Source organism: Peribacillus sp. NPDC096448, assembly GCF_044762675.1.
Lineage (GTDB): Bacteria > Bacillota > Bacilli > Bacillales > DSM-1321 > Peribacillus > Peribacillus frigoritolerans_B.
This window is the reverse complement of the sequence record NZ_JBIWEU010000001.1, coordinates 296,010-316,906: the sequence shown is the minus strand read 5'-3', so window position 1 is coordinate 316,906 and position 20,897 is coordinate 296,010. Positions and strand designations below refer to the sequence as shown.

The 20,897-nt window shown below is 41.3% G+C and carries 22 protein-coding genes and 1 riboswitch; of the genes, 2 read left to right on the top strand and 20 right to left on the bottom strand.

Annotation, left to right across the window (positions count from 1 at the left end; all coding sequences use genetic code 11):
- Positions 1–81 precede the first annotated feature (81 nt).
- The 10 genes from ACIQ0C_RS01525 to cymR all read right to left on the bottom strand — a co-directional run bounded on the left by ACIQ0C_RS01525 (position 82) and on the right by cymR (position 9,612).
- Positions 82–1,158, bottom strand: a complete 1,077-nt coding sequence (locus ACIQ0C_RS01525; RefSeq protein ID WP_402835123.1) for an AI-2E family transporter — start codon at positions 1,156–1,158, stop codon at positions 82–84.
- A 226-nt stretch (positions 1,159–1,384) separates the two neighbouring features.
- A complete protein-coding gene (locus ACIQ0C_RS01520) occupies positions 1,385–1,600 on the bottom strand; it encodes a hypothetical protein (protein WP_063233024.1) in 216 nt (71 codons plus the stop codon).
- Entirely contained in the window at positions 1,590–2,048 is a 459-nt protein-coding gene (locus tag ACIQ0C_RS01515) for a PRC-barrel domain-containing protein (RefSeq protein WP_403056290.1), read from the bottom strand. Before ACIQ0C_RS01515 ends, ACIQ0C_RS01520 begins: the two co-directional genes overlap by 11 nt.
- Positions 2,049–2,186: 138 nt before the next feature.
- Entirely contained in the window at positions 2,187–2,957 is a 771-nt protein-coding gene (locus ACIQ0C_RS01510; RefSeq protein ID WP_403056287.1) for a TPM domain-containing protein, read from the bottom strand.
- Entirely contained in the window at positions 2,957–3,526 is a 570-nt protein-coding gene (locus tag ACIQ0C_RS01505; protein ID WP_403056284.1) for a LemA family protein, read from the bottom strand. The genes ACIQ0C_RS01510 and ACIQ0C_RS01505 overlap by 1 nt, the downstream gene beginning before the upstream one ends.
- 85 nt (positions 3,527–3,611) lie before the next feature.
- A complete protein-coding gene (gene recD2 / locus ACIQ0C_RS01500) occupies positions 3,612–6,017 on the bottom strand; it encodes an SF1B family DNA helicase RecD2 (RefSeq protein WP_403056281.1) in 2,406 nt (801 codons plus the stop codon).
- Between the two features lie 36 nt (positions 6,018–6,053).
- Positions 6,054–6,719: a tetratricopeptide repeat protein gene (locus ACIQ0C_RS01495; RefSeq protein WP_048681430.1), complete on the bottom strand. Its 666-nt coding sequence runs from the start codon at positions 6,717–6,719 to the stop codon at positions 6,054–6,056.
- A gap of 122 nt (positions 6,720–6,841) precedes the next feature.
- A complete protein-coding gene (gene mnmA, locus ACIQ0C_RS01490) occupies positions 6,842–7,957 on the bottom strand; it encodes a tRNA 2-thiouridine(34) synthase MnmA (RefSeq protein WP_403056277.1) in 1,116 nt (371 codons plus the stop codon).
- 29 nt (positions 7,958–7,986) lie between these two features.
- A complete protein-coding gene (locus ACIQ0C_RS01485; protein ID WP_403056274.1) occupies positions 7,987–9,132 on the bottom strand; it encodes a cysteine desulfurase family protein in 1,146 nt (381 codons plus the stop codon).
- Positions 9,133–9,192: 60 nt separating this feature from the next.
- Positions 9,193–9,612, bottom strand: coding sequence for a cysteine metabolism transcriptional regulator CymR (gene cymR / locus ACIQ0C_RS01480; protein WP_034308657.1), 420 nt, complete (start codon positions 9,610–9,612; stop codon positions 9,193–9,195).
- A gap of 344 nt (positions 9,613–9,956) precedes the next feature.
- Between cymR and ACIQ0C_RS01475 the strand changes: the two genes are divergently transcribed.
- Positions 9,957–11,228 carry a replication-associated recombination protein A gene (locus ACIQ0C_RS01475; RefSeq protein ID WP_403056271.1) on the top strand — a complete coding sequence of 424 codons (1,272 nt, stop codon included), beginning with the start codon at positions 9,957–9,959 and terminating at the stop codon, positions 11,226–11,228.
- 597 nt (positions 11,229–11,825) lie between these two features.
- Here ACIQ0C_RS01475 and ACIQ0C_RS01470 read toward each other — a convergent pair.
- Positions 11,826–12,260, bottom strand: coding sequence for a hypothetical protein (locus ACIQ0C_RS01470; RefSeq protein WP_403056268.1), 435 nt, complete (start codon positions 12,258–12,260; stop codon positions 11,826–11,828).
- A 142-nt stretch (positions 12,261–12,402) separates the two neighbouring features.
- Positions 12,403–12,642, bottom strand: a complete 240-nt coding sequence (locus ACIQ0C_RS01465; protein ID WP_403056265.1) for a hypothetical protein — start codon at positions 12,640–12,642, stop codon at positions 12,403–12,405.
- A gap of 692 nt (positions 12,643–13,334) precedes the next feature.
- Between ACIQ0C_RS01465 and tagU the strand changes: the two genes are divergently transcribed.
- A complete protein-coding gene (tagU, locus tag ACIQ0C_RS01460) occupies positions 13,335–14,264 on the top strand; it encodes a polyisoprenyl-teichoic acid--peptidoglycan teichoic acid transferase TagU (protein WP_403056262.1) in 930 nt (309 codons plus the stop codon).
- Between the two features lie 946 nt (positions 14,265–15,210).
- Here tagU and ACIQ0C_RS01455 read toward each other — a convergent pair.
- The 8 genes from ACIQ0C_RS01455 to ACIQ0C_RS01420 form a co-directional block, all read right to left on the bottom strand.
- Complete coding sequence (locus ACIQ0C_RS01455; RefSeq protein ID WP_403056259.1) at positions 15,211–15,342, bottom strand: YwzD family small protein; 132 nt, start codon at positions 15,340–15,342, stop codon at positions 15,211–15,213.
- A 269-nt stretch (positions 15,343–15,611) separates the two neighbouring features.
- The gene (locus ACIQ0C_RS01450) at positions 15,612–15,749 is read right to left on the bottom strand and encodes a hypothetical protein (RefSeq protein ID WP_192205834.1); all 138 of its coding nucleotides are present in this window, start codon (positions 15,747–15,749) and stop codon (positions 15,612–15,614) included.
- Positions 15,750–16,251: 502 nt separating this feature from the next.
- The gene (locus tag ACIQ0C_RS01445) at positions 16,252–16,377 is read right to left on the bottom strand and encodes an anti-repressor SinI family protein (RefSeq protein ID WP_403056254.1); all 126 of its coding nucleotides are present in this window, start codon (positions 16,375–16,377) and stop codon (positions 16,252–16,254) included.
- A gap of 18 nt (positions 16,378–16,395) precedes the next feature.
- A riboswitch (cyclic di-GMP riboswitch) is annotated at positions 16,396–16,479 on the bottom strand.
- 407 nt (positions 16,480–16,886) lie between these two features.
- The gene (locus ACIQ0C_RS01440) at positions 16,887–18,686 is read right to left on the bottom strand and encodes an ABC transporter ATP-binding protein (RefSeq protein ID WP_403056251.1); all 1,800 of its coding nucleotides are present in this window, start codon (positions 18,684–18,686) and stop codon (positions 16,887–16,889) included.
- 203 nt (positions 18,687–18,889) lie between these two features.
- Entirely contained in the window at positions 18,890–19,372 is a 483-nt protein-coding gene (locus ACIQ0C_RS01435; RefSeq protein ID WP_403056248.1) for a lasso peptide biosynthesis B2 protein, read from the bottom strand.
- 33 nt (positions 19,373–19,405) lie between these two features.
- Positions 19,406–19,690 carry a lasso peptide biosynthesis PqqD family chaperone gene (locus tag ACIQ0C_RS01430; protein ID WP_403056245.1) on the bottom strand — a complete coding sequence of 95 codons (285 nt, stop codon included), beginning with the start codon at positions 19,688–19,690 and terminating at the stop codon, positions 19,406–19,408.
- The gene (locus tag ACIQ0C_RS01425; protein ID WP_403056242.1) at positions 19,687–20,625 is read right to left on the bottom strand and encodes an HPr kinase/phosphorylase; all 939 of its coding nucleotides are present in this window, start codon (positions 20,623–20,625) and stop codon (positions 19,687–19,689) included. The genes ACIQ0C_RS01430 and ACIQ0C_RS01425 overlap by 4 nt, the downstream gene beginning before the upstream one ends.
- 125 nt (positions 20,626–20,750) lie before the next feature.
- Positions 20,751–20,882, bottom strand: a complete 132-nt coding sequence (locus ACIQ0C_RS01420; RefSeq protein ID WP_127778420.1) for a paeninodin family lasso peptide — start codon at positions 20,880–20,882, stop codon at positions 20,751–20,753.
- Positions 20,883–20,897: the final 15 nt, after the last annotated feature.

Below are 20,897 nucleotides of genomic sequence, written 5' to 3'. Positions count from 1 at the left end.
GACCCCTCTCTTTAGATGGACTTCAGCATACTTCATCCTTCAACGAATTATCTTATGTTATGGATTATATTCACAAGACTTTTATTTGTCAATAAGGGGCGGCTTCTTTCTAAAGTGAACGCGGGCATGAAGTACAAAAACTTTCAACACAGCCAAGATGGGAATCGAAAGGACCATGCCCGCGATACCGCCTATTTCGCCTCCGGTCAATAATGCAAGCATGATGAACAGCGGATGCATATGGAGGCTTTTACCGACTATTAGCGGTGACAGGATATTTCCCTCAAGAAATTGAAGTACAAGCACGATGACCGCGATGATCAACACCATTTTAACTGACATTGTCGCGGCGATGACCACAGCAGGAATGGCCCCAATAATCGGCCCGAAATACGGAATGACATTCGTTATCCCGATTATCGCCCCCAAAAGAAGCGGATATTTCATTCCGACTATCCAGAAGAGCAGCGAGGAAATCAAACCGATCACGACACAGACGATGATTTGTCCGCGGATATAGCCGCCAAGCGATGCATCGACATCACGAACGAATGCCCGTCCCTGCTTGCGCCATTTTTTCGGGGTCATATACCATGCCATTTTTTTTAAAACGGTGAAATCTTTCAAAATATAAAAAGCTATGAATGGAATCAACGCAATCAGGACGATGAAATCAATCATCTTCATTGCATACTCCATCGCCTTTTCAGGAATACGCTTCAGCCAGCCTTCGAAAAGGGTGACACCCTCTTCGAACCTTTCATGAATTCCGAACGGCCAGGCCGCCGTTTGATGATTGAGCTTATCAATCCTGCCCCGGTACTGTTCAACCAGTTCCGGCACGCTTTCCGACAGCTCGCGAACCTGGCTGACGATCACTGGAATACCTTTATAAACAGCAAAACCGATCCCCCCGAAAAACAATAAATAGATGATCGTTATCGAAAGCCAGCGACGCATCCCTTTCTCATTTAAATATTCCACTACAGGGTGCAGCAAGTAACTGATGAACGCACCGATCAAAAAAGGCAGCAGTACCGTTACACATACAGTAACGGCAGGTCCCCACATGGGCTTAAGTTTCATAAAAATATAGATAACGAAAAATAAGAGCAATAAAAAACCCAGGCGATAAAACCACTTTAGACGAATACTCACAATAAACACCTCCCGCTCATTTATTCTTCGAAAGGCGGAAGGTTTTCATACATAAAAAAGAGTGCCCTCATTATCAGGACACCCATTCCTGCTATAATAATGACTTTAATCTTTTGCGTATTTTCTTCATGTTCCGTTTGATCATCTTCGAGTTCATCAAGTCCGAACCCATATTCATTAGAGTATTGCGTGAACGTCTAGCCATTGCAAACACCTCTTCCGTTAATTACATACTGAAGCGGCGGTCATTTTCCTCAAACAAATCGTCCAATGAGCTTAAACTTCCATCTTCCTCGACCTGGTGCGTATTGATGAGCCCTTCGGACAGAGTCATTTCAATAAAGCAATTCCAACAATAATATTGATTTACGCCAATCTTCCCAACATCTTTACTGCGGCAATTCGGACATTTAATTTCCAAAATGGACACCTCACTGTTCATAAACTGAAACAATGATGGTATCCTTCCCTAATGCAGGCGGCTGTTTTGATTCTATCACTGTCGACTCCGAGAAAAACCCATCCGTTGTTTCATACGCTATAATCGTGCCCATTTTTTCCTTGAAATATACATCCTGCAGTAAACCAAGTTCTTCGCCCATTTCTGAAAACAGCATGCGTCCCAATAATTCGTCCTTCGATAGGCAAATGGAATCCGCAGGCACTTTCCTGAAGGTCGAATCTTGTTCGCTGATGACGATCCCATCTGGACCGAATGAAGAAATATCGTCAAGTTTCAAATGAAAAGCTCTTTTGAACAATGCTTGCTGATGAACGACCAAGCCTGTTACCTGTCCCATTTCAGAAATTGATAAATCGTGGACCGTGCCGATTCTTTCTCCTTTGATTGTAAAAACCGGCATTCCTTTCAATAAAGAAAACGTCCGCAAGGTCATCCCGCCTTTCCGAACATTTTTATTATCTCTTTACTAATGAAAATAGATGTGCTGAAAGGTTTTCCATTGTTGGTCCAATACAGGGGCCATGCATAAAAAAAAGACCGGTTTCCCGGTCAGATCCACCTGCTTTCACCAGCCCCTGCTGGCACCTCCGCCACCGGAACTTCCTCCGCCGCCGCCTCGTGGACCGCCGCCGCCTCCACGGCCGCCGCCACCTCCGCGACTGATGAATATCAAAAGGATATTGATTAGCGTTTGAAGGAAAAACCCTTTAAAGAACTTGGCATCGAGGATGAATACGATGATGACAACGATGATAATGAGGAAAATCTGTAAACCTGATGGCTGAAAGGTTTCTGACTCAGGCTGGACGGAGAGATCTTGATAAAACTCGTCACCCAGGTTGTATTCTTTCGTGACATCGTTATATACGGCCTTATAGGTTTCCGTCAGGGCAACATCATATTTGCCCTCTTTCAGCGCAGGGATAGCCACATTGTCCAAAATCTGTCCAGATTTTATATCGGTAATGGCCCCTTCCAAACCGTACCCCACTTCAATACGGATTTTCTGTTCTTCCATGGCTAGCACAATGAGGACTCCATTATTCAGCTCGGCATCACCAAGTTTGAATGATCTTAACGCTTCGACCGAGTACTCCTCGATCTCGGATCCTTCCATCGAATCAACCGTCAAAACGGAAATTTGCGTTTTTGTGGCATCATCCAGTCGTTTCCCAAGTTCGATGAGTTCGGATTTTTCCTGATCATCCAGGACTCCGGCGAAGTCCTGAACATATATATCCCCAACTGGTTCAGGAATGTTAGGTTGTGCTGTGGCCACGTTTGCTAAACTGAACGTGAGATTGAAGAATAGCGCAAACACAGCGAGTTTTTTCATTATTTATCGCTCCCGAAATCAACCTTTGGCGTTTCTTTTTCTTGATCGGTCACTTCAAAATATGGTTTGGCATCGAACCCGAACGCTCCTGCCATCATATTCTTCGGAAAGCGTTTAATCATCTTATTATAGTTGGTAACTTCATCATTATAGTCTTTTCGTGCTACCGTCAGCCGATTTTCAGTTCCTTCCAAACTATCCATGAGTCCCTTAAAGTTCTCATTGGCCTTTAAATCCGGATAGTTCTCGACAACAACCAAAAGACGGCTCAAGGCCCCGCTCAATTCTTGATCAGCTTCAATCGCATCTTCAGTCGAATTGGCACCGGCCAGCTTCGAGCGGGCATCACTCACCGCTTTTATGGCTTCCGTTTCGTGCGAAGCATAACCCTTCACCGTTTCGACAAGATTCGGAATCAAATCCGCTCTTCGTTTTAATTGGTTATCCACCTGTGACCATTTATTATCGACGTCTTCACTGGCACTTACAAGTCCGTTGTACGAAGATGCCCCGTAAATGACCAGTAAAACGGCAACGACTATACCGATTATCCATCCTTTTTTCATCAAATCCCCCCTACTCTATCACATATAAGTTATATCCTTATTAGTTCCACCAAAACCATGAATTTTAAACAAAATTAACAAAAAGAACCTACATAAAATCATATGGTGTGACATTCTCCATCCCGATCATCGGGTCAGCATGCATAAGAATATCAAGATAACTTGCCTCTTGATGTACCTCTCCCTTTTCCACCGGCATTTCTTCTTCACTCAAAATCTCCCGCAGCTTTTCACGCAAAGTCGTTTTCCGGCGCATCTCATCATTACGCTCGATCCCTAAACGGAATGCATCTTCTTCACCACATAGGATTAAGAAATTTTTACTGCGGGTAATCGCCGTATACAATAAATTACGGCGGAGCATCCGGTAATAACTTTTCACTACAGGTAAAATGACGATCGGGAATTCGCTTCCCTGCGACTTATGGATGGAGCAGCAATATGCATGTGTAATCTGGTTCAAATCCTGTTTCGTGTAAGTCACTTCGATGCCTTCGAAAGATATGATAACTTTATCGACATGATCGGTATTTTCTTTAGCAAACAATATGGACACGATTTCCCCCATATCGCCATTAAAGACACCCTCCTCTGGCTGGTTCACCAGTTGAAGCACCTTATCTCCCGTTCTGTATATCACATCTCCGAATTTTATTTCCCGCCGCTTTTCACTCGCATTGCTATTGAACACTTCCTGAAGCATTTTATTCAGTGCATCAATCCCGGCAGGCCCTCTATACATGGGTGCAAGCACCTGTATATCCTTGGCCGTGAAGCCTTTCGTCCTGGCATTGGCTACCACTTTCTCGATTACTTGGGGGATTTGATTGGTTTGGCAGCGAATGAACGATCGATCTTCTTGCTGTTTCGTGACATCATCCGGAAGCCTTCCTTTTTTGATTTCATGGGCCAATTCAATGATCGATGAGCCATCAGCTTGACGATATATATGTTCCAGACTGACAGTCGGTACACAATTCGATGCAAGCAAATCCTTTAAAACCTGCCCAGGGCCAACAGATGGCAGCTGATCTTCATCACCAACCAATATCACTTGGACATTTTCCGGCAGAGCTTTAAACAATTGATGGGCCAGCCACGTATCCACCATCGAAACCTCATCGATGATTACGATACGGCCATCCAGCTGATTATCCTCATCATGGGAAAAGCCTTCACTCCCGTTCCACCCCAGCAACCGGTGGATCGTAACGGCGGGGAGCCCAGTCGATTCGGCCATGCGTTTCGCTGCACGGCCAGTAGGAGCCGCAAGTACGAATGGAAATGGATCGCTTCCTTCTTTTTTATAATCGTTAATGTCCATGGATACACCATGCAGCTCTGCATATAGCTCAACGATGCCTTTGATGACTGTCGTCTTACCGGTACCCGGTCCCCCCGTCAAGATTAACATGGGTGATTGCAGGGCTGTCTGGATCGCTTCCTTTTGGGCCGGGGCATAGGAAACATCCAGCCGCTCTTCCAGCTCCCCAAGTGCCAGCAAGAACTCCGATTCGGGGAACTGGTCCTCGTACTCGGTTTGAGCAAGCAGCCGCTTGATGTTCATCACGATTCCCTTTTCCGAATAGAATAGCGAAGGCGGATAAATTCGCTGATCCTCGACAACTATTTTCCCTTCTTGCGTCAATTCGATTATTTCCGAGGAAATGCTCGTGAACTCAATGCGATCCCGCTTATTTTCCTCCAGCAGCCGTTTGACCGCTTCCAAAAGCTGCTCGGCTTCTATGTAGATATTTCCGTCCTGGAGGCATTGGGATTCAAGCGTATACAAACACGCAGCCTTGATCCGGTCGGGATGGCTGCCGGAAATGCCCAGCTGATGCCCAAGCTCATCCGCCCGTCCAAACCCAATCCCTTCAATATCCTCTACGAGCTTATACGGATTTCCCTGAACCATCGTGATTGTATCCTGCTTATACATTTGATAGATCTTCATCGACAGCTGCGGACCGAAGCCATATTGATTCAGGGCGATCATCACCTGCTCCAGACCTTGATGCTCGACTAATGTATCATATAGGCCCTTTGCCTTCTCCCCGGATAGCTTCGGGATATCATCAAGTAGCGAAGGCTGAGCCAGAATTTTTGAAATGGCCTTTTCACCCAGTGTCTCAACAATGCTTTCGGCTGTTTTTTTCCCGATGCCCTTGAAAAGGTCACCTGATAAATAACTGACGATGCCCTCCTTGGATTGAGGCAGATCCTTACGAAAATGCTCTACATGAAATTGAAGCCCAAAACGCGGATGTTCCTTCATGGCCCCATAAAAAATATAGATCTCATCCTCATGCATCCTTGGAAAATAACCTGTTACGACCGCTTCCTTTTCTTCATAATTCAGATTCGTTTCATGCACACGAATTCTTACAACCGAGTACATATTTTCTTCATTATGAAAGATCGTCACTAAATGACTTCCTTTCATGAACATTTTCTCTTCTGAAAACAAATCCAATGAATCTTGCTGGCTCAACGCTTCTCCCCACCTTTCCATGCATATGCTTTTTATTTACTCAGCATTCATTTCTTCCAACAGTTTCTTACCGTGGGCAGCAAGCATATGGTCAGGCTGTGCTTCCAAAGCCTTATCAAAATAAACCATCGCGGCTTTAGCATCCTCACGATAACCAGCAAACGCAACGCCTAAATTATAATAAGCATCCGCATGGCCCGGATCCTGTTCCACAACTAAATTCAGTTGATTGATCAATTCATCATACAATTCCGCATTAGCAAGACATAGTGCATATTGGAATCTCGCATCAACATCCTCAGGGCTCAGCTCCACCGTTCTCTGTAGATAAGGCATCGCCAATTTCGGTTGATCCAACGCCATCAATGTCAATCCAAGCATGAAGTAAGCATCGCTGTTATCCAGTCCCAAACGGATGGCCTTTTCAAACATATCCTTCGCTTCGACCAGTTTAGAATCGGATTCATAATATAAGTTTCCTAATGAATAGTAAGCCGCTGCTGCATTTTCATCCAGCTCAATCGCCTTTTTGTAAAACTTGACCGCTTTATCCGTTTCACCCACGGCAGTCAATACATTCCCAAAGTTTATGTAGGCAACAGGCTCATTCGGATTTTCCTCGATCGCTTCATTAAAAACTTTCGCCGCTTCTTCGTATTTCCCTTGCTGCATAAATTCAATTCCTTGTTGATTTTTATCCATATCCATTCACACTCCATTTTTATATTAAAAAGTATAGCATAAGCCAGTGGTCGAATTCAGGCGGTACACCCGCAATCCAAAAGAAGTCCCCAACCGCAAACACAGCTGGGGACATGCTTATTTTACCCTACGTAAGTCAGTTTTTCACCTTTTTTAAATACTTCATCAATCGTACCGCCGCCAAGGCACACTTCACCATCATAGAATACGACTGCTTGTCCTGGTGTGATCGCGCGGACTGGCTCGTCAAAGATGACTTCGACATCACCATTTTCCAAGACCTTCACCTTAACACCGCTATCGTCTTGACGGTACCTGAATTTTGCCGTACATGTAAATTCATCAGCAGGCGTATGTTCCGCTACCCAGCTGACATTCACTGCACGAAGGGAATTCGAATACAGCACATCATTATCAAAGCCTTGACACACATATAGTACATTGCGCTTCAGGTCTTTTCCCGCAACAAACCAAGGTTCGCCGCTGCCGCCAATCCCCAGACCGTGACGCTGACCGATCGTGTAATACATCAATCCGTCATGCTTGCCCATTACCTTGCCATCCATCGTGACCATATCACCGGGCTGAGCTGGGAGGTAATTGCTTAAAAACTCTTTGAAATTGCGTTCACCGATAAAACAGATCCCTGTAGAATCTTTTTTCGTTGCCGTGGCAAGGCCAGCTTCTTTCGCAATTTCACGTACTTCCTTCTTATCAATGTGTCCAAGCGGAAACATGACTTTTTCCAATTGTTCTTGAGTAAGCTGGTTCAAGAAGTACGTTTGATCTTTATTATTATCGACACCGCGAAGCATTTTGTATTCGCCATCCCGGTATTCAACCTGTGCGTAATGACCTGTAGCCACATAATCGGCACCAAGGCTTACCGCATGTTCAAGAAAAGCCTTGAACTTGATTTCCTTATTGCACATTACATCCGGATTCGGGGTACGGCCCGCTTTATACTCATCCAAGAAATAAGTGAAAACTTTATCCCAATACTGCTTTTCAAAATTGACCGCATAATAAGGGATGCCGATTTGATTACAAACGGCAATTACATCATTGTAATCTTCCGTTGCCGTACAGACTCCGTTTTCATCCGTATCATCCCAGTTCTTCATGAAAATCCCGACCACATCATAGCCTTGATTCTTCAATAGCAGGGCAGACACAGAAGAATCCACGCCTCCTGACATACCCACGACGACGCGGGTGTCCTGTGGTGCTTTTCTCATTCTGTCACCTCATTTATTTAAAGTAAGAATTATCTTCCCACTAATCTATTAACTATTTTCACGGTGGTTTCAGCCGCCTGCCTTACTTCCTCTTCCGTGTTGTTCAGACCGAAGCTGAAACGAATCGAATTCTTCGTCCGCTCCGAATCTTTCCCGAACATCGCCACAAGCACATGCGACGGATCGATTGACCCGGCAGTACAAGCGGATCCGCTCGATACAGCAACACCTGCCAAGTCCATATTAACGAGCATCGATTCCACATTCGTACCCGGAAAACTAACATTCAGCAAATGCGGCAGCGACTGTTCCATAGATCCGTTAATTTCATATTGTACATCCGCCTCATCAAAGACGGCAAGCAATACGTCTTTAAATCGCTTGTATTGCTCCTTTTTCTTTCCCATCGTGCTTTGTGCAATTAAAACCGCTTCTGAAAAACCGGCAATTGCCGGCACACTCTCCGTACCAGCACGGCGCTTGCGTTCTTGTTCCCCGCCATATAAATGCGGATTCAGCTTCAATCCTTCACGAATATAAAGAAAGCCGATTCCCTTGGGACCGTTGATTTTATGCGCGGAAACACTCAGCAAATCCACACCCAACTCATGAACGTCGATGGAGATCAAACCATATGCCTGAACCGCATCCGTATGGAAAATGGCTTGATGACCCTTGAGCACCTGCCCTATTTCAGCAATCGGCTGGATCGTGCCAACCTCATTATTGCCGAACATGACCGAAACCAAAATCGTGTCGTCCCTCAATGCCGCCTTTAAATCGGCAATTGAAATAAGCCCCGCTTCATTCACAGGTAAATATGTGACCTCAAAGCCAGACTTCTCAAGGTATTGGCAAGTATGCAAGACTGCATGATGCTCAATCTCCGTCGTGATGATGTGCTTCCCTTGTTCTTTATAAGCATTCGCAACACCAATAATCGCCGTATTATCAGCCTCGGTTCCGCCGCTCGTGAAAATGATTTCATTCCGCCCAGCACCGATGCTTGCTGCAATGCTCGCACGCGCCTCATCCAAAACATGGCGCGCCTCCCGTCCGAAAGCATGAATGCTCGACGGATTTCCGAAATCATTGCTCATGACCCTCATCATCGTATCGATCACATTCGGATGCATCGGTGAAGTCGCAGCATGATCTAAATATATTCTGTCCACTTTTTCGTCGCCTCCATTAAAAAACGCAAGCGCCTACATAATAGGCGCATTGCTAATCACTTAAATATAGTACATATAAGAATCGATTTCACCCGTATCCTTGTAGCTTGCCAAATCCATAAGCGTCGTATTATCCAATACATCCTTCACAGCATCGCGAATCCGGATCCAAAGCTGACGCTTCACCGGCTCCTCATCCTCAATTCCTTCAACTGGCGTAATCGGCCCTTCCAATACACGAATGACATCACCCGAAGTAATCTCCTGAGGATCTTTAGAAAGGACATACCCGCCATACGCACCACGGACACTCTTCACCAACCCCGCATTACGAAGCGGCGCAATCAGTTGCTCCAAATAATGCTCCGACAGATTATGCGTCTGGGCAATCGATTTCAAACTCTTCGGTCCTTCTCCATAATGTTTTGCAAGCTCGATCATGATCGTCAAACCATAACGGCCTTTAGTAGATATCTTCATACATATACACCTCAAATTATTTATCCGTTTCTAAATTCTTTTGAAATTATAGCATATTCCCGCCGGAAATGCATTCACCCGCCCTTCCTTTGTCAAATTATCCTATTGGAGAGGTAGGAAAAGTGAAAATAAAGAATGAAATGTAACCGATCGATGTTGGGGATAGATCGAATTATTTGCTCGGACAGCCGGATTATCGTGAGGTTAGGTCGATTTATAAACCCTACAGCACAAATTAAATCCCCAAAGGGACCACCATAATAGGAAATCACCCCCTTTTACAGCATAATCAGCGCATTTCCCCCATCAATTGTGATACCTTATATAAAAAGGAGAGGTGCGCAATGAACATTAAACCGCTTGCTTTCCGGATGCGGCCTCGATCGATTGATGAGATCATCGGGCAGGAGCATCTGGTCGGTGAAGGAAAAATTATCGCAAGGATGGTGAAAGCCAAACAGCTTTCTTCCATGATCCTGCATGGTCCGCCGGGAATTGGCAAGACATCGATTGCAAGTGCGATTGCCGGAAGCACGAAGTTTGCTTTCCGGACGCTGAACGCGGTGACCAATAATAAAAAGGATATGGAAATCGTTGCAGCCGAAGCTAAGATGTCCGGTAAAGTGATTCTGCTGCTTGACGAGGTTCACCGGCTCGATAAGGCGAAGCAGGATTTCCTATTGCCTTATCTTGAAAACGGGATGATCACCTTGATCGGTGCAACGACCAGCAATCCCTATCATGCCATCAACCCGGCCATAAGAAGCCGGTGCCAGATTTTCGAGCTCAAATCATTGGTAACCAATGATATAACCAAAGCGCTGGAACGGGCCCTTCATGATGAAGAGCGTGGACTTGGTGCGTATAAAACCGAGGTCAGCTTTGATGCCCTTACACATTTCGCGACTGCTTCGAACGGAGATGTCCGCAGTGCCCTTAACGCACTTGAGCTCGCCGTCATCTCCACCGAACCCGATGAGTCCGGAACCATTCATATAGATCTGCAAATTGCCGAGGAATGCATGCAGAAAAAAAGCTTCTCGCATGACAAGGATGGAGATGCCCATTATGATGTTCTGTCGGCTTTCCAAAAATCAATTCGCGGCAGTGATGTGAATGCAGCCCTTCATTATTTGGGGCGCTTGGTCGAAGCCGGCGACCTTGTAAGCATTGCCCGCCGCTTGGTAGTCATCGCTTACGAAGACATAGCCCTTGCCAATCCCCAGGCTGGTCCCAGGGCCCTCGCTGCAGTCGAAGCCGCTGAACGGCTCGGTTTCCCTGAAGCCCGGATTCCACTTGCCAACTCAGTGATCGAGTTATGCCTATCACCTAAATCGAACACGGCCATTGTCGCAATTGATGCAGCTCTGTCAGACATTCGCAGCGGCCATAGTGGCGATGTACCAGATCATCTTAAGGATGCCCATTACAAAGGGGCCACAGAACTCGGCCGCGGCATCGGCTATCTTTATCCGCATGACTACGAAAATGGCTGGGTGAAGCAGCAATACTTACCGGACAAACTGCGCAGCAAAAAATATTACAAACCGAAAAAGAGCGGGAAATTCGAACAAGCCCTTGCCTCGGTCTATGAAAATATCGAGAAAAAGAAATAACTCCGGATCACTTCAAATCCGGAGTTTTTTATTGTGGCAAATGAAAACATTTAACATGCCTCATATAGTCAAAATCGCCTTCCCATAATCATTCATCATCTAATAATCTGCGAATGCATAACTAAATTGAGCACGACAAGAATATTGGTTTGTATACAGAAAAGTGTACAGCTATATTTCATTTAAATTAAAATCTAGTTCAATATATTGACCCTTATTCAGTTAAAAACCACCAGTAAGCCATTGTATCCAAATCATCCACATGAAGTATGTAAAACTGTAAGCCAAACGCTCCGGCTAGGCCTTTCTTAGTAAGGAAGCGCTTAGGCTAAATTCCTTTTGAATCGCCTTGCTTGGCCAATTTTTCCCGCAGAAACATTTCAATATATGATTCCAGACCGATAACTTTTACAACGATTAAATCCGGATTTTTCCAGACTGTAATCCGCATACTATTAGCCGCAGAAAAATCAGGCTGTTCGAATCTAGTAAATGGATTACAACCCTAGACTAATAGGATATGTCCATTACGAGTCTAGCGGCATGTCCCTTTACAAAAGAAGGCACAACAACTCTTTGGTTGCTGTACCTATATGGTCAATCTTCGTCTTTATAGATACCCTTCGATGCTTTGATCATATTATCCAGCCACATTTTCTTAAATATATTCACACGACGAGGACTGCCATTCTCCTCACCCTCGGCTGAATTTTCAGTTTCTTCTTCTACGGCCTCGGAAAGGATTTCATCTGAAATGCCTTCATCTGATGAGCTCTCCGTTGAACTGCTTTCATCTGATGAACTTTCCGTTGAACTGCTTTCATCTGATGAACTTTCCGTTGAACTGCTTTCATCTGATGAACTTTCCGTTGAATCACTTTCGTACGATGAGCTTTCCGTTGAATAACTTTCGTACGATGAGCTTTCCGTTGAATCACTCTCGTACGATGAGCTTTCCGTTGAATCACTCTCGTACGGTGAGCTTTCCGTTGAATCGCTTTCGTACGATGAGCTTTCCGTTGTATATTCCATTTATTCTTTAACCTCCAATATTTATTTATCCTTTAGGGATATCCGTACTGCATATATATGTCCCTTCTTTCTAATAGGGACTTTGCTTATCACCCATTTTAAAGGAAATCTTCTTTCTAATTTAACTATTTGTTAAAGCTGATTAGCTTTCAGTTGAACTACTTTCATCTTCTGATAAGCTCTCCGTTGAATCACCCTCGTCCGATGAGCTTTCCGTTGAATCGCCCTCGACCGATGAGCTTTCCGTTGAATCGCTTTCGTACGATGAGCTTTCCGCTGAATCGCCCTCGACCGATGAGCTTTCCGCTGAATCACTTTCGTATGATGAACTTTCCGTTGAATTACTTTCGTCGTATGATGAACTTTCAGTTAAATATTCCATTTATGCTTTAGCCTCCAATATTTATTTATTAATTCTTTAGGGATATCCGTATTGCATATATATGCGCCTTCTTTCTAATAGGGACTTTGCTTATCACCCATTTTGAAGTAAAAATTCATTCATTCGGAAATTTTCAGGAATCCATTTTACTTGGTCAAATTTATTAGATTCAAAGTTTTTTTCTCCCTGCATCGGAATCTTTTCCGAAGCTATTTTATTATTCCTTCATTTAGCTATGATTTCCCTTTAGCCAACCGACTACTGATTTCCCACTAGATTCACGAAGACCCTCGACATTTTCCTTGGAGATGATCTCACCATCGTTAATCCGAATGAATTATCCATTGGCCCCTAACACCCCATAAATCTTCCCCACTTCAAACATCAAGGGCAGTAAAGCTGGCTGTAAGATCATGATTATCCAAGCGCAATATAAAAAAAGCTATGCAACAATTATCTGTAATCTAAAAAAGAAATAAACACTAGGCCAAATTGCACAACCAATAACCAGAGAAGTGGAGATTTTCCGATCAGCCACTCCTTTAGCAAAAAACTTTAAATGAAGATTTATTCTAGTTAAGTTTCACTAAAATATGCCAAAGGTATTATAAAATAGCAAAATATACTATTCTTTTACTATGAAATTAAATATAATAGATGAAGTGGTTACAAAAAGAGGAAGGAAGTAAACTATGAGACATGAAAAAAAGAAGAAAAAGAAACGGACATGGCTGAAGATAGTTGGTATAATTGTCCTACTTTTTATACTAGCCGGGGGAGCCTTTGCTTACTCCGTATGGAATTCACTGACAAAAACCGTTGACACGATGCATACACCAATAGACCGTACCACGGATAAACGAACGAAAGACCTTGCACTCTCAGATCAGGAGCCCTTCTCGATGCTCATGCTCGGTGTCGATGAACGTGATGGCGACAAAGGCCGTTCAGATACAATGATCGTCTTGACAGTCAATCCACAAAAGAAATCGGTCAAAATGCTAAGCATTCCGCGTGATACACGGACCGAGATCGTCGGTCATGGGACACAAGATAAAATCAACCATGCATTTGCCTTCGGGGGCGCGAAAATGTCCATGGATACCGTTGAAAACTTCCTGGACATCCCAATCGACTATTATATGAAGATCAATATGGAAGGCTTTAAGGATATCGTTGACGCAGTCGGCGGCGTGACCGTGCAAAACGATTTGGACTTCACTTATGAAGGCGTCCATTTTGCAAAGGGAAGCATTAATCTTAATGGAGAAGATGCACTTAAATATTCGCGAATGAGGTATGAAGATCCTAACGGTGATTATGGCCGTCAATCCAGACAACGTGCCATCATCGAGGCTGTCATCAAGGAAGGCGCTAGCCTTTCATCGCTGACAAAATATGATGATGTTTTCGATGCATTAAGTAAAAATATCCAAACGAATTTGACGTTTGATGACATGATGGACATCCAAAAGAACTACAGGGACGCAAGCAGAAGCATAACCCAAGCGACCATTCCAGGAAATGGAACGAAAATCGACGGAGTCTACTATAATATTGTGTCGGATCAAGAAAAAGAAAAGGTTCAATCCGAATTAAAAGAACAATTATCCATCAAATAAGAAAAAATGAAAAAGCTGTCCGGACCCGCATCCTGCCAGCTTTTTCATTTTCCACATCCAATATTCTGACAAAAAACGAACACCAATTGTAGAGATTTGTTGGAATATTTGTTGTTTATTAGGCATAAAAAGACGGTATAATCTAATATGAGCTGACGATTCCATCTTCCCTTTGCCCCTTTCATCACTTGACACTAATTATTCTTTGGACCCGGAATTCCATCAACCATCATTCATCAACTATAATAAATGATCCTAAACAAAAGGAGTGGATTTAAATGAAAATCAAAGCAGGCAGCTGGGCTATGCTAAGCAAACAGGACAAAATGTTTATTCTGAAAGCCATCAGTGACCGTTCAAGAATGAAATATGTTTCATGAGAAGTAACTCTTTTCGCCATTACATGAGGGCATCGCCTCTCCCTTTTCAATAAAACGAACTTGAGCCTGAAAAAGGAGAGGAATCTATTTAAACTGGTAACCCATATAAACACCATTCGCCTTTTTCCTTTACGACATAGCAATTTTTGTTCCAAAATAAACATCCCATAGCGAGAAATGAAGACCTGTGTAACTCTGGTATTTCATAGGCTAGTTTATGCTGCCTCCCAACCTAATCCAGACCCCAGTTCTTTACTTTATTAATCAGTCTACAAATCTATATACTGTGTAAAATATTTATTAGGTTCTTACTTTTTCTCCTCGCGCAACACAGGTTATCATTCATAAACAACAAAAAAAGAAGCATGTTATAGACATGCTCCTTCAAAATATGTAGCCCTATGAGTTCTTCAGATTCAATGGCGGCTTCTTCATCGAAACAAGAAAAGAAGCTTCCTAGCAAACGCCAAACATGTCCAGCATGGCATCCTGCCATAAAGGGGTACGGCCACCGGTTAGTTTCCAATCACCCAAAATCAATAAGATTGTGACGAAGTATCTATGAATCATATACTATCAGGTTCTTCAATGATCCCGCTTAATTTCTCCTTAATCTCTTCCACAAGTTCATTTACTGTAATATCCTGACCAGACTGTCCTTTTGCAAAAGTGTCTTTTAAAATATCAAAAAAATCCATTTGAAATTTCCACTCCAATATATAATTGAGCCACCATTTCATACTGTTGTCCTAATCCTTTTTTCAAAAATAAGGAATATAGCTCACTTATTTGATAATCACATATATAGTAGGGATTGGCAAGCGGAAACTCGTTTACCAACAGAGAATTCACAGAAAATTAACAATTACTAAACATTAGTAGAAAGGAATACTAGTAAAACTAAATTATTTATGTGATTTAAAGAAAACAAAAAAAGGCCGATTCCTCAGCCCCTCGACACCCCATATTATGCTTGTCCCATAAAATAAGTCATTAATGAAATCAATACTAAAATAATAGTAATATAAGTCCCAATAAAAATTTTCTTGCTTCTTTGTTTCTTTTCATAAACTTCCTCGAACGTAATAAATTTGTTTTTTGTCATCAAATAGTCTCCTTATATTTTGATGGCTGCTATCTGACATCGCCTTTGCGAAGTCCCTTTGCTTGATCTCTATAATTAGTATCGGCACATAACCAAAAATTCTTAAGTATTATTAACTATTTTTTATAGGCTATATTTCTTAATTTTAAATGAGGTTACGACTAACGAACTATGTATAATAACTAAATTCTATCATCATCCTGTTAAATCCTGCCTAGATATCATTTTAATAATCTAAATATTAAGCGTTTACTTGATAATAGTCATTATTATTTTTATCCAACCAATAAATGACAACCATAGAGGTATACTGAATAAAGTTCCCCATATTAATCCCTTCATAAAAGCATTAAGTCCATCCATAATAAGAATCCCTCTCAAATAGGTTGCATTTTTATTATTATCCCCATGTTCTTTATTTTAGATACCTTTGTAATTTCCGAGAATGGAAACAAAAAAAAAGACTGTATAACAGCCTTCCCTAACGAAACTTTATTAATCTCTAATATCTGCTTTCCCCGTCCATTTTTCCCTTAATGAACTCCCGCACATCTTTAATAGATAATCCTAGATTTTTTGCCTCTAAAATTAGAGCAACCCATTCTTCCCGTTCATTATTAGTTTCCATGACAAATCCCACCCAACTTGTGATAACACAGCCATCTTAGAATTAAGCCCTAGACCTGTAATTTTGCGTCCCTACTTTTCAATAGGTTTAACTTTCTCAAGAATATTTCACATTATTATTAACCAAGATTAATAAATCTCTTGAATCCTATTTCCATGGTACTAAATAAACCATCTAGCACTAAAAACATATCCCGTTAATTAAAACTATATTAATGTTAATTATACTTAAAAACGTAATAATAGTTCTTAATACTATTCGTTTTTTTATGTCATTTTTCAGCATCTTTCATCAAAAAATGACATCACAATGTAAAAACGCTGTTATATTACGTTTTCTTTAAAACACTTTTATATAAAATAAAGATATCACCGCTCAAATTAACTCCTATTTACTATTCTGAAAAAATAACTTCCGAATTATTAATTCAGTTTTATTAATTCTCCTCAAGAAAAACAGCCAGCATTACAAACCATAAGATGGGCTGTAACCTGACTGTTCGTAAATATTTACACACTTGATTCCATTTGGATACCTAATAAACTGCTAAACATTCCTCTTTTTTCATTCGCTAACTTGTTATATTCACCGACCTGAATGATTTCTCCCTGATCCATGACCAGCACTTGATCGGCATTGCGAATCGTCGATAATCGGTGAGCTATTACGATGATGGTCATTTTTCCTTTTAATCTTTCAATAGCGGATTGAATCTTCGCTTCGTTCTCCGTATCCAAAGCACTCGTCGCTTCATCCAATACCAGGATGGCCGGTTTACGTAAGATCGCTCTGGCTAACACTAGACGCTGCCTTTCCCCTCCTGACAGTCGGACACCTCGGTCACCAATGAGTGTATCCAGACCTTGTGGAAGCTTACTGACAAACTCATCAGCTGCAGCGAACTCCAAAGACTCCCATATGGATTTCTCACTTGCATCAGGGTCAATGATCAGCAAATTTTCCCTTATTGTTGCATTAAAGAGAAATGGATCTTGCGGGATATAACTTATGGACCTCCGCAGTGATAATAATCGGTCATTAGTAAGGGGAACATCATCTATTCTGACTTCGCCCCTATTAGGGTGATTCAACCCCATTAATATATCTATTAAGGTGCTTTTCCCTGCACCTGATCGTCCTACAATAGCGGTCATACGGTTAGAGGGAATGTGTATGCTTATATTTTTCAGGGCATATGTGCTCTCTTTTTGATCATAACTAAAATAAACATTACGGCAATCTAACCCTCTTTTAATTTCAATAGGCATGATATTTTTATAATCGGATTCATATAACTCTCTTGCTTCTCTACATTCGTTTTGTAAATCCGACAATGCTTTAAAAGATGGAAGCGTAGATCCTATTTGCTCTAAATTTGATTGAATGCTAGTAAATCTTGGCCATAACCTTGAAAAAATAACCATTATCAGCATTAGTTGAGCTGGCTGGGCCATGAACATCTTTATCGAAAAAAACACAAAAATGGCAATTAAGACTGAAGATACAATTTTGAAGATCATCTGGGACGTCGTATTTAAAGTCGTTAACTTGATTCTGTTTTTTTCCATTCTCTCACTTAAAGACAGAAACCAATTCAAATGAGATTCCTCAAGTGAATTACTTTTGATATCTTTCATTCCATTAAGGTGATCAGTCATGCCCGCTAAATAGGTTTGTGTAAGCTGAAAGGTTTCCTTTCCAATAGACTGAGACTTTTTCACAAATTTCCGTGACGAAAAAATGAGAATGCCCCCAAAGGCTATGATAAAACTCGTCATTGGAACAGATAAATAAAAAGCTATTCCGATTTGAATCAAAGTAAAAATAAGAGAAGATATAAACTGTAAAAATAAATTAATACCTGCACTTACATTGAAGGTTTCATTTGTCATGATGTTGATAATATCGGATTTCCTCTTTTTTAAGTAAAATCCCCAATTGACCTGCAGCAGACTTCCATACGCCTCATCCCTTAACTTTCTAACAAAACCTTGTTGGATTTTGACTCCCAAGATTGTTTGATTCCGCTTAAATACACTTTGTCCGACCATTAATATCACATAAACACCAAGTATTAATAAAAGACTGAGCGTTTCCGGAATTCCTGTGAATAATCCATTAATCCAGCTTAAGAAAGGAACGTCATCCGTTTTTATGTCCATTACACCGCTCAATCCAATCAATGGGATCAATAAGAAAATTCCTACGCCTTCTAAAAAGCCTATTAAAATCATACAAATAAGATTGATATATAATATTTTCCCCGAATAATCATGTATTTGTTTCGTAAAAAGTAAAAGATGCTTCATTACCATATCCTCCATTTACAGGCCATATTTAACCGTTTTCCTCCATGTTACATGTGGTAAAGCGCGAAAATGGAAGGAAAGGAATTGGCTATCACTTTTCTAAAATTATTATTTTAATGAAGATATAAATGAGTATATGTGGGGTTAGTGACGCGTGGACTCCTGGTGAAAGGTTTATTTGGTTCAAATAGAATGTTTTCAGATTAACTAGATTCTTGTTCTTTCATACCCTTAATTATATTCTCTTTAGAGAACATAGAAACAACAGTGAACCTATCCATCACTTCAGCTCCCGTTATGTAAAAAGGTCCACTACGCAGCCAAGCATGTGCAATGAGCTCTCCATTCTCATCTTTGGCTGTTCCTAAATAAAGAGTGCTATCAATCTCACGTTTTTCCAGCATCTTCATAGCCGCCATTGCCTTTACAAGACACTGGCTTTCCCATATGGTGTAGCGGCTCATAATATTTATAGCTCGCGATACATTTGCTAAAATCTCTTTATCCCCTATATTTAATTCATATGATGACTCTTTCATCTGTTCACCAATTGTTGGGGCTACTTTTGAAAAGGAAATGCTTTTAAGGTAACGGGCCCAGCCTAATTGTAAAAAGGCTTCGATATACAGCAGCTTTATCTTGAAATCTAATCGAAGAAAAGTCTGAGCTTTCTTTACGATATTCATAGTTTTAGCCTCCTAGACTAAAGATTCATGATACTAGGAATGGATGCTGACTAAGCCTTGTTCCAGCAATTGACTTAAAAAGTCCGTGACATGCTCTTTACAATCGGTTTGATCGACATTGTATTGTGACTGTAATGTTGTAACTAACTCATGAATTGTGATGGGCTCCTTCATTAACTCCCATATTTCCCCGCCCAGTTCACCTAAATTATAATATTTACCGTTAGAAACACTTAACATCACTTTTTCCCCATCCATGTCACTTACTATGTTTCCTGGACTTTGGCTATATTTCGTATCAAGTTGATTAATAATCATGAACTCTTACCTCCCGTTTTATTTAATACGTTTAAAATTATTTCCGATAAGTCTGGCGCCGTAAAGCGATTCGTTGGTCTACGTAATTGGAAAAACTCGATTTTCTTAATCATTTTGGCAGAAGTATTAAAATGCCAGTCCATCAATCCAGATTTTTGGATAAAAAAATTACGGTATGTATGATGATACAATTTATAAAACCTTTGAAGGGATGGTATAGGCGTAATACCTATCTCGTCATTTCCTCCCTTGATCAATTCAAATACACCAGCAAGCGGGAGTTGTTCGGTAATAAACTGATCTTGGACCGGAACAGCGAATTTATCTTCTCTAACAATGAGTGGCTGATAGTGATTTGAATCCATTTCAAAATGATTTAAGCTCTCCAGCCATAATTTTTGTTGTGGATATGAAGGTGTTACAATTGGAATATTTTCATCATTTAGTGTTACTGGTATGACATCATCACTCATGAGCTTATAGCCCCTTTTTAAAAAAGCTGAAGCAAGAGTGGATTTGCCAGCACCAGAATCACCAACAATTGCATATGCCTTTCCATCTATGGCCACCGCACTTCCATGTATAGGAAGAATTTTTCTTTGCATCAAAATGGCTCCCATGCATGTTCCGAGGATATAAAGACGAATCTCATCCTCTTGTGCTTCATCAATTGGACAAAATTCTATTCTATTTCCGCTTTGGATCAAGAAAATGGCCGTATTGGAAACATGAAACATGATCCAGTCTTTCTTAATGATAAAATCATCATCAGGAACTGAGTGCTCAAACCATAATGTATGTAAATCAGCTTTTTCAATAACAATATCAGCTTTATCATCCTCTATATTAATAGGAAGCAATTCGGTTAAAGCTATATCACTTGTAACGGTTAAACCATACGCTTCATATACAGTTCTTGTTTTGATACCGATCATATAAATACCCCCGCACATAAATAACGTCTCTTAGCTAGACTAGCTTTAATGTATAAGTCATACCCCTATTAACTGGATAAATAGGGGCTTAGGGGAATCCTAACAGACTTAGTAACGGAATAAGATTAACTAAAAGTTATGTCACCTTTAGGTGTGTTTGATGGGAAAGCAGCATCTGTATATTCCCCTTCAGTTCCAAGCATTGTTTGATTAACATCAAGAATTTCCAATTCAGGTTTTTTCCATTCCTTTTTCATAGTATTCACCTCCTT

Excerpts from the sequence above, each read along its gene's own strand:
- ACIQ0C_RS01520 (WP_063233024.1), bottom strand. The coding sequence starts at position 1,600 with ATGAACAGTGAGGTGTCCATTTTGGAAATTAAATGTCCGAATTGCCGC.
- ACIQ0C_RS01510 (WP_403056287.1), bottom strand. The coding sequence starts at position 2,957 with ATGAAAAAACTCGCTGTGTTTGCGCTATTCTTCAATCTCACGTTCAGT.
- ACIQ0C_RS01495 (WP_048681430.1), bottom strand. The coding sequence starts at position 6,719 with ATGGATAAAAATCAACAAGGAATTGAATTTATGCAGCAAGGGAAATAC.
- mnmA (WP_403056277.1), bottom strand. The coding sequence starts at position 7,957 with ATGAGAAAAGCACCACAGGACACCCGCGTCGTCGTGGGTATGTCAGGA.
- cymR (WP_034308657.1), bottom strand. The coding sequence starts at position 9,612 with ATGAAGATATCTACTAAAGGCCGTTATGGTTTGACGATCATGATCGAG.
- ACIQ0C_RS01475 (WP_403056271.1), top strand. The coding sequence starts at position 9,957 with ATGAACATTAAACCGCTTGCTTTCCGGATGCGGCCTCGATCGATTGAT.
- ACIQ0C_RS01470 (WP_403056268.1), bottom strand. The coding sequence starts at position 12,260 with ATGGAATATACAACGGAAAGCTCATCGTACGAAAGCGATTCAACGGAA.
- ACIQ0C_RS01465 (WP_403056265.1), bottom strand. The coding sequence starts at position 12,642 with ATGGAATATTTAACTGAAAGTTCATCATACGACGAAAGTAATTCAACG.
- tagU (WP_403056262.1), top strand. The coding sequence starts at position 13,335 with ATGAGACATGAAAAAAAGAAGAAAAAGAAACGGACATGGCTGAAGATA.
- ACIQ0C_RS01455 (WP_403056259.1), bottom strand. The coding sequence starts at position 15,342 with ATGGATTTTTTTGATATTTTAAAAGACACTTTTGCAAAAGGACAGTCT.
- ACIQ0C_RS01450 (WP_192205834.1), bottom strand. The coding sequence starts at position 15,749 with ATGACAAAAAACAAATTTATTACGTTCGAGGAAGTTTATGAAAAGAAA.
- ACIQ0C_RS01445 (WP_403056254.1), bottom strand. The coding sequence starts at position 16,377 with ATGGAAACTAATAATGAACGGGAAGAATGGGTTGCTCTAATTTTAGAG.
- ACIQ0C_RS01440 (WP_403056251.1), bottom strand. The coding sequence starts at position 18,686 with ATGAAGCATCTTTTACTTTTTACGAAACAAATACATGATTATTCGGGG.
- ACIQ0C_RS01435 (WP_403056248.1), bottom strand. The coding sequence starts at position 19,372 with ATGAATATCGTAAAGAAAGCTCAGACTTTTCTTCGATTAGATTTCAAG.
- ACIQ0C_RS01430 (WP_403056245.1), bottom strand. The coding sequence starts at position 19,690 with ATGATTATTAATCAACTTGATACGAAATATAGCCAAAGTCCAGGAAAC.
- ACIQ0C_RS01425 (WP_403056242.1), bottom strand. The coding sequence starts at position 20,625 with ATGATCGGTATCAAAACAAGAACTGTATATGAAGCGTATGGTTTAACC.
- ACIQ0C_RS01420 (WP_127778420.1), bottom strand. The coding sequence starts at position 20,882 with ATGAAAAAGGAATGGAAAAAACCTGAATTGGAAATTCTTGATGTTAAT.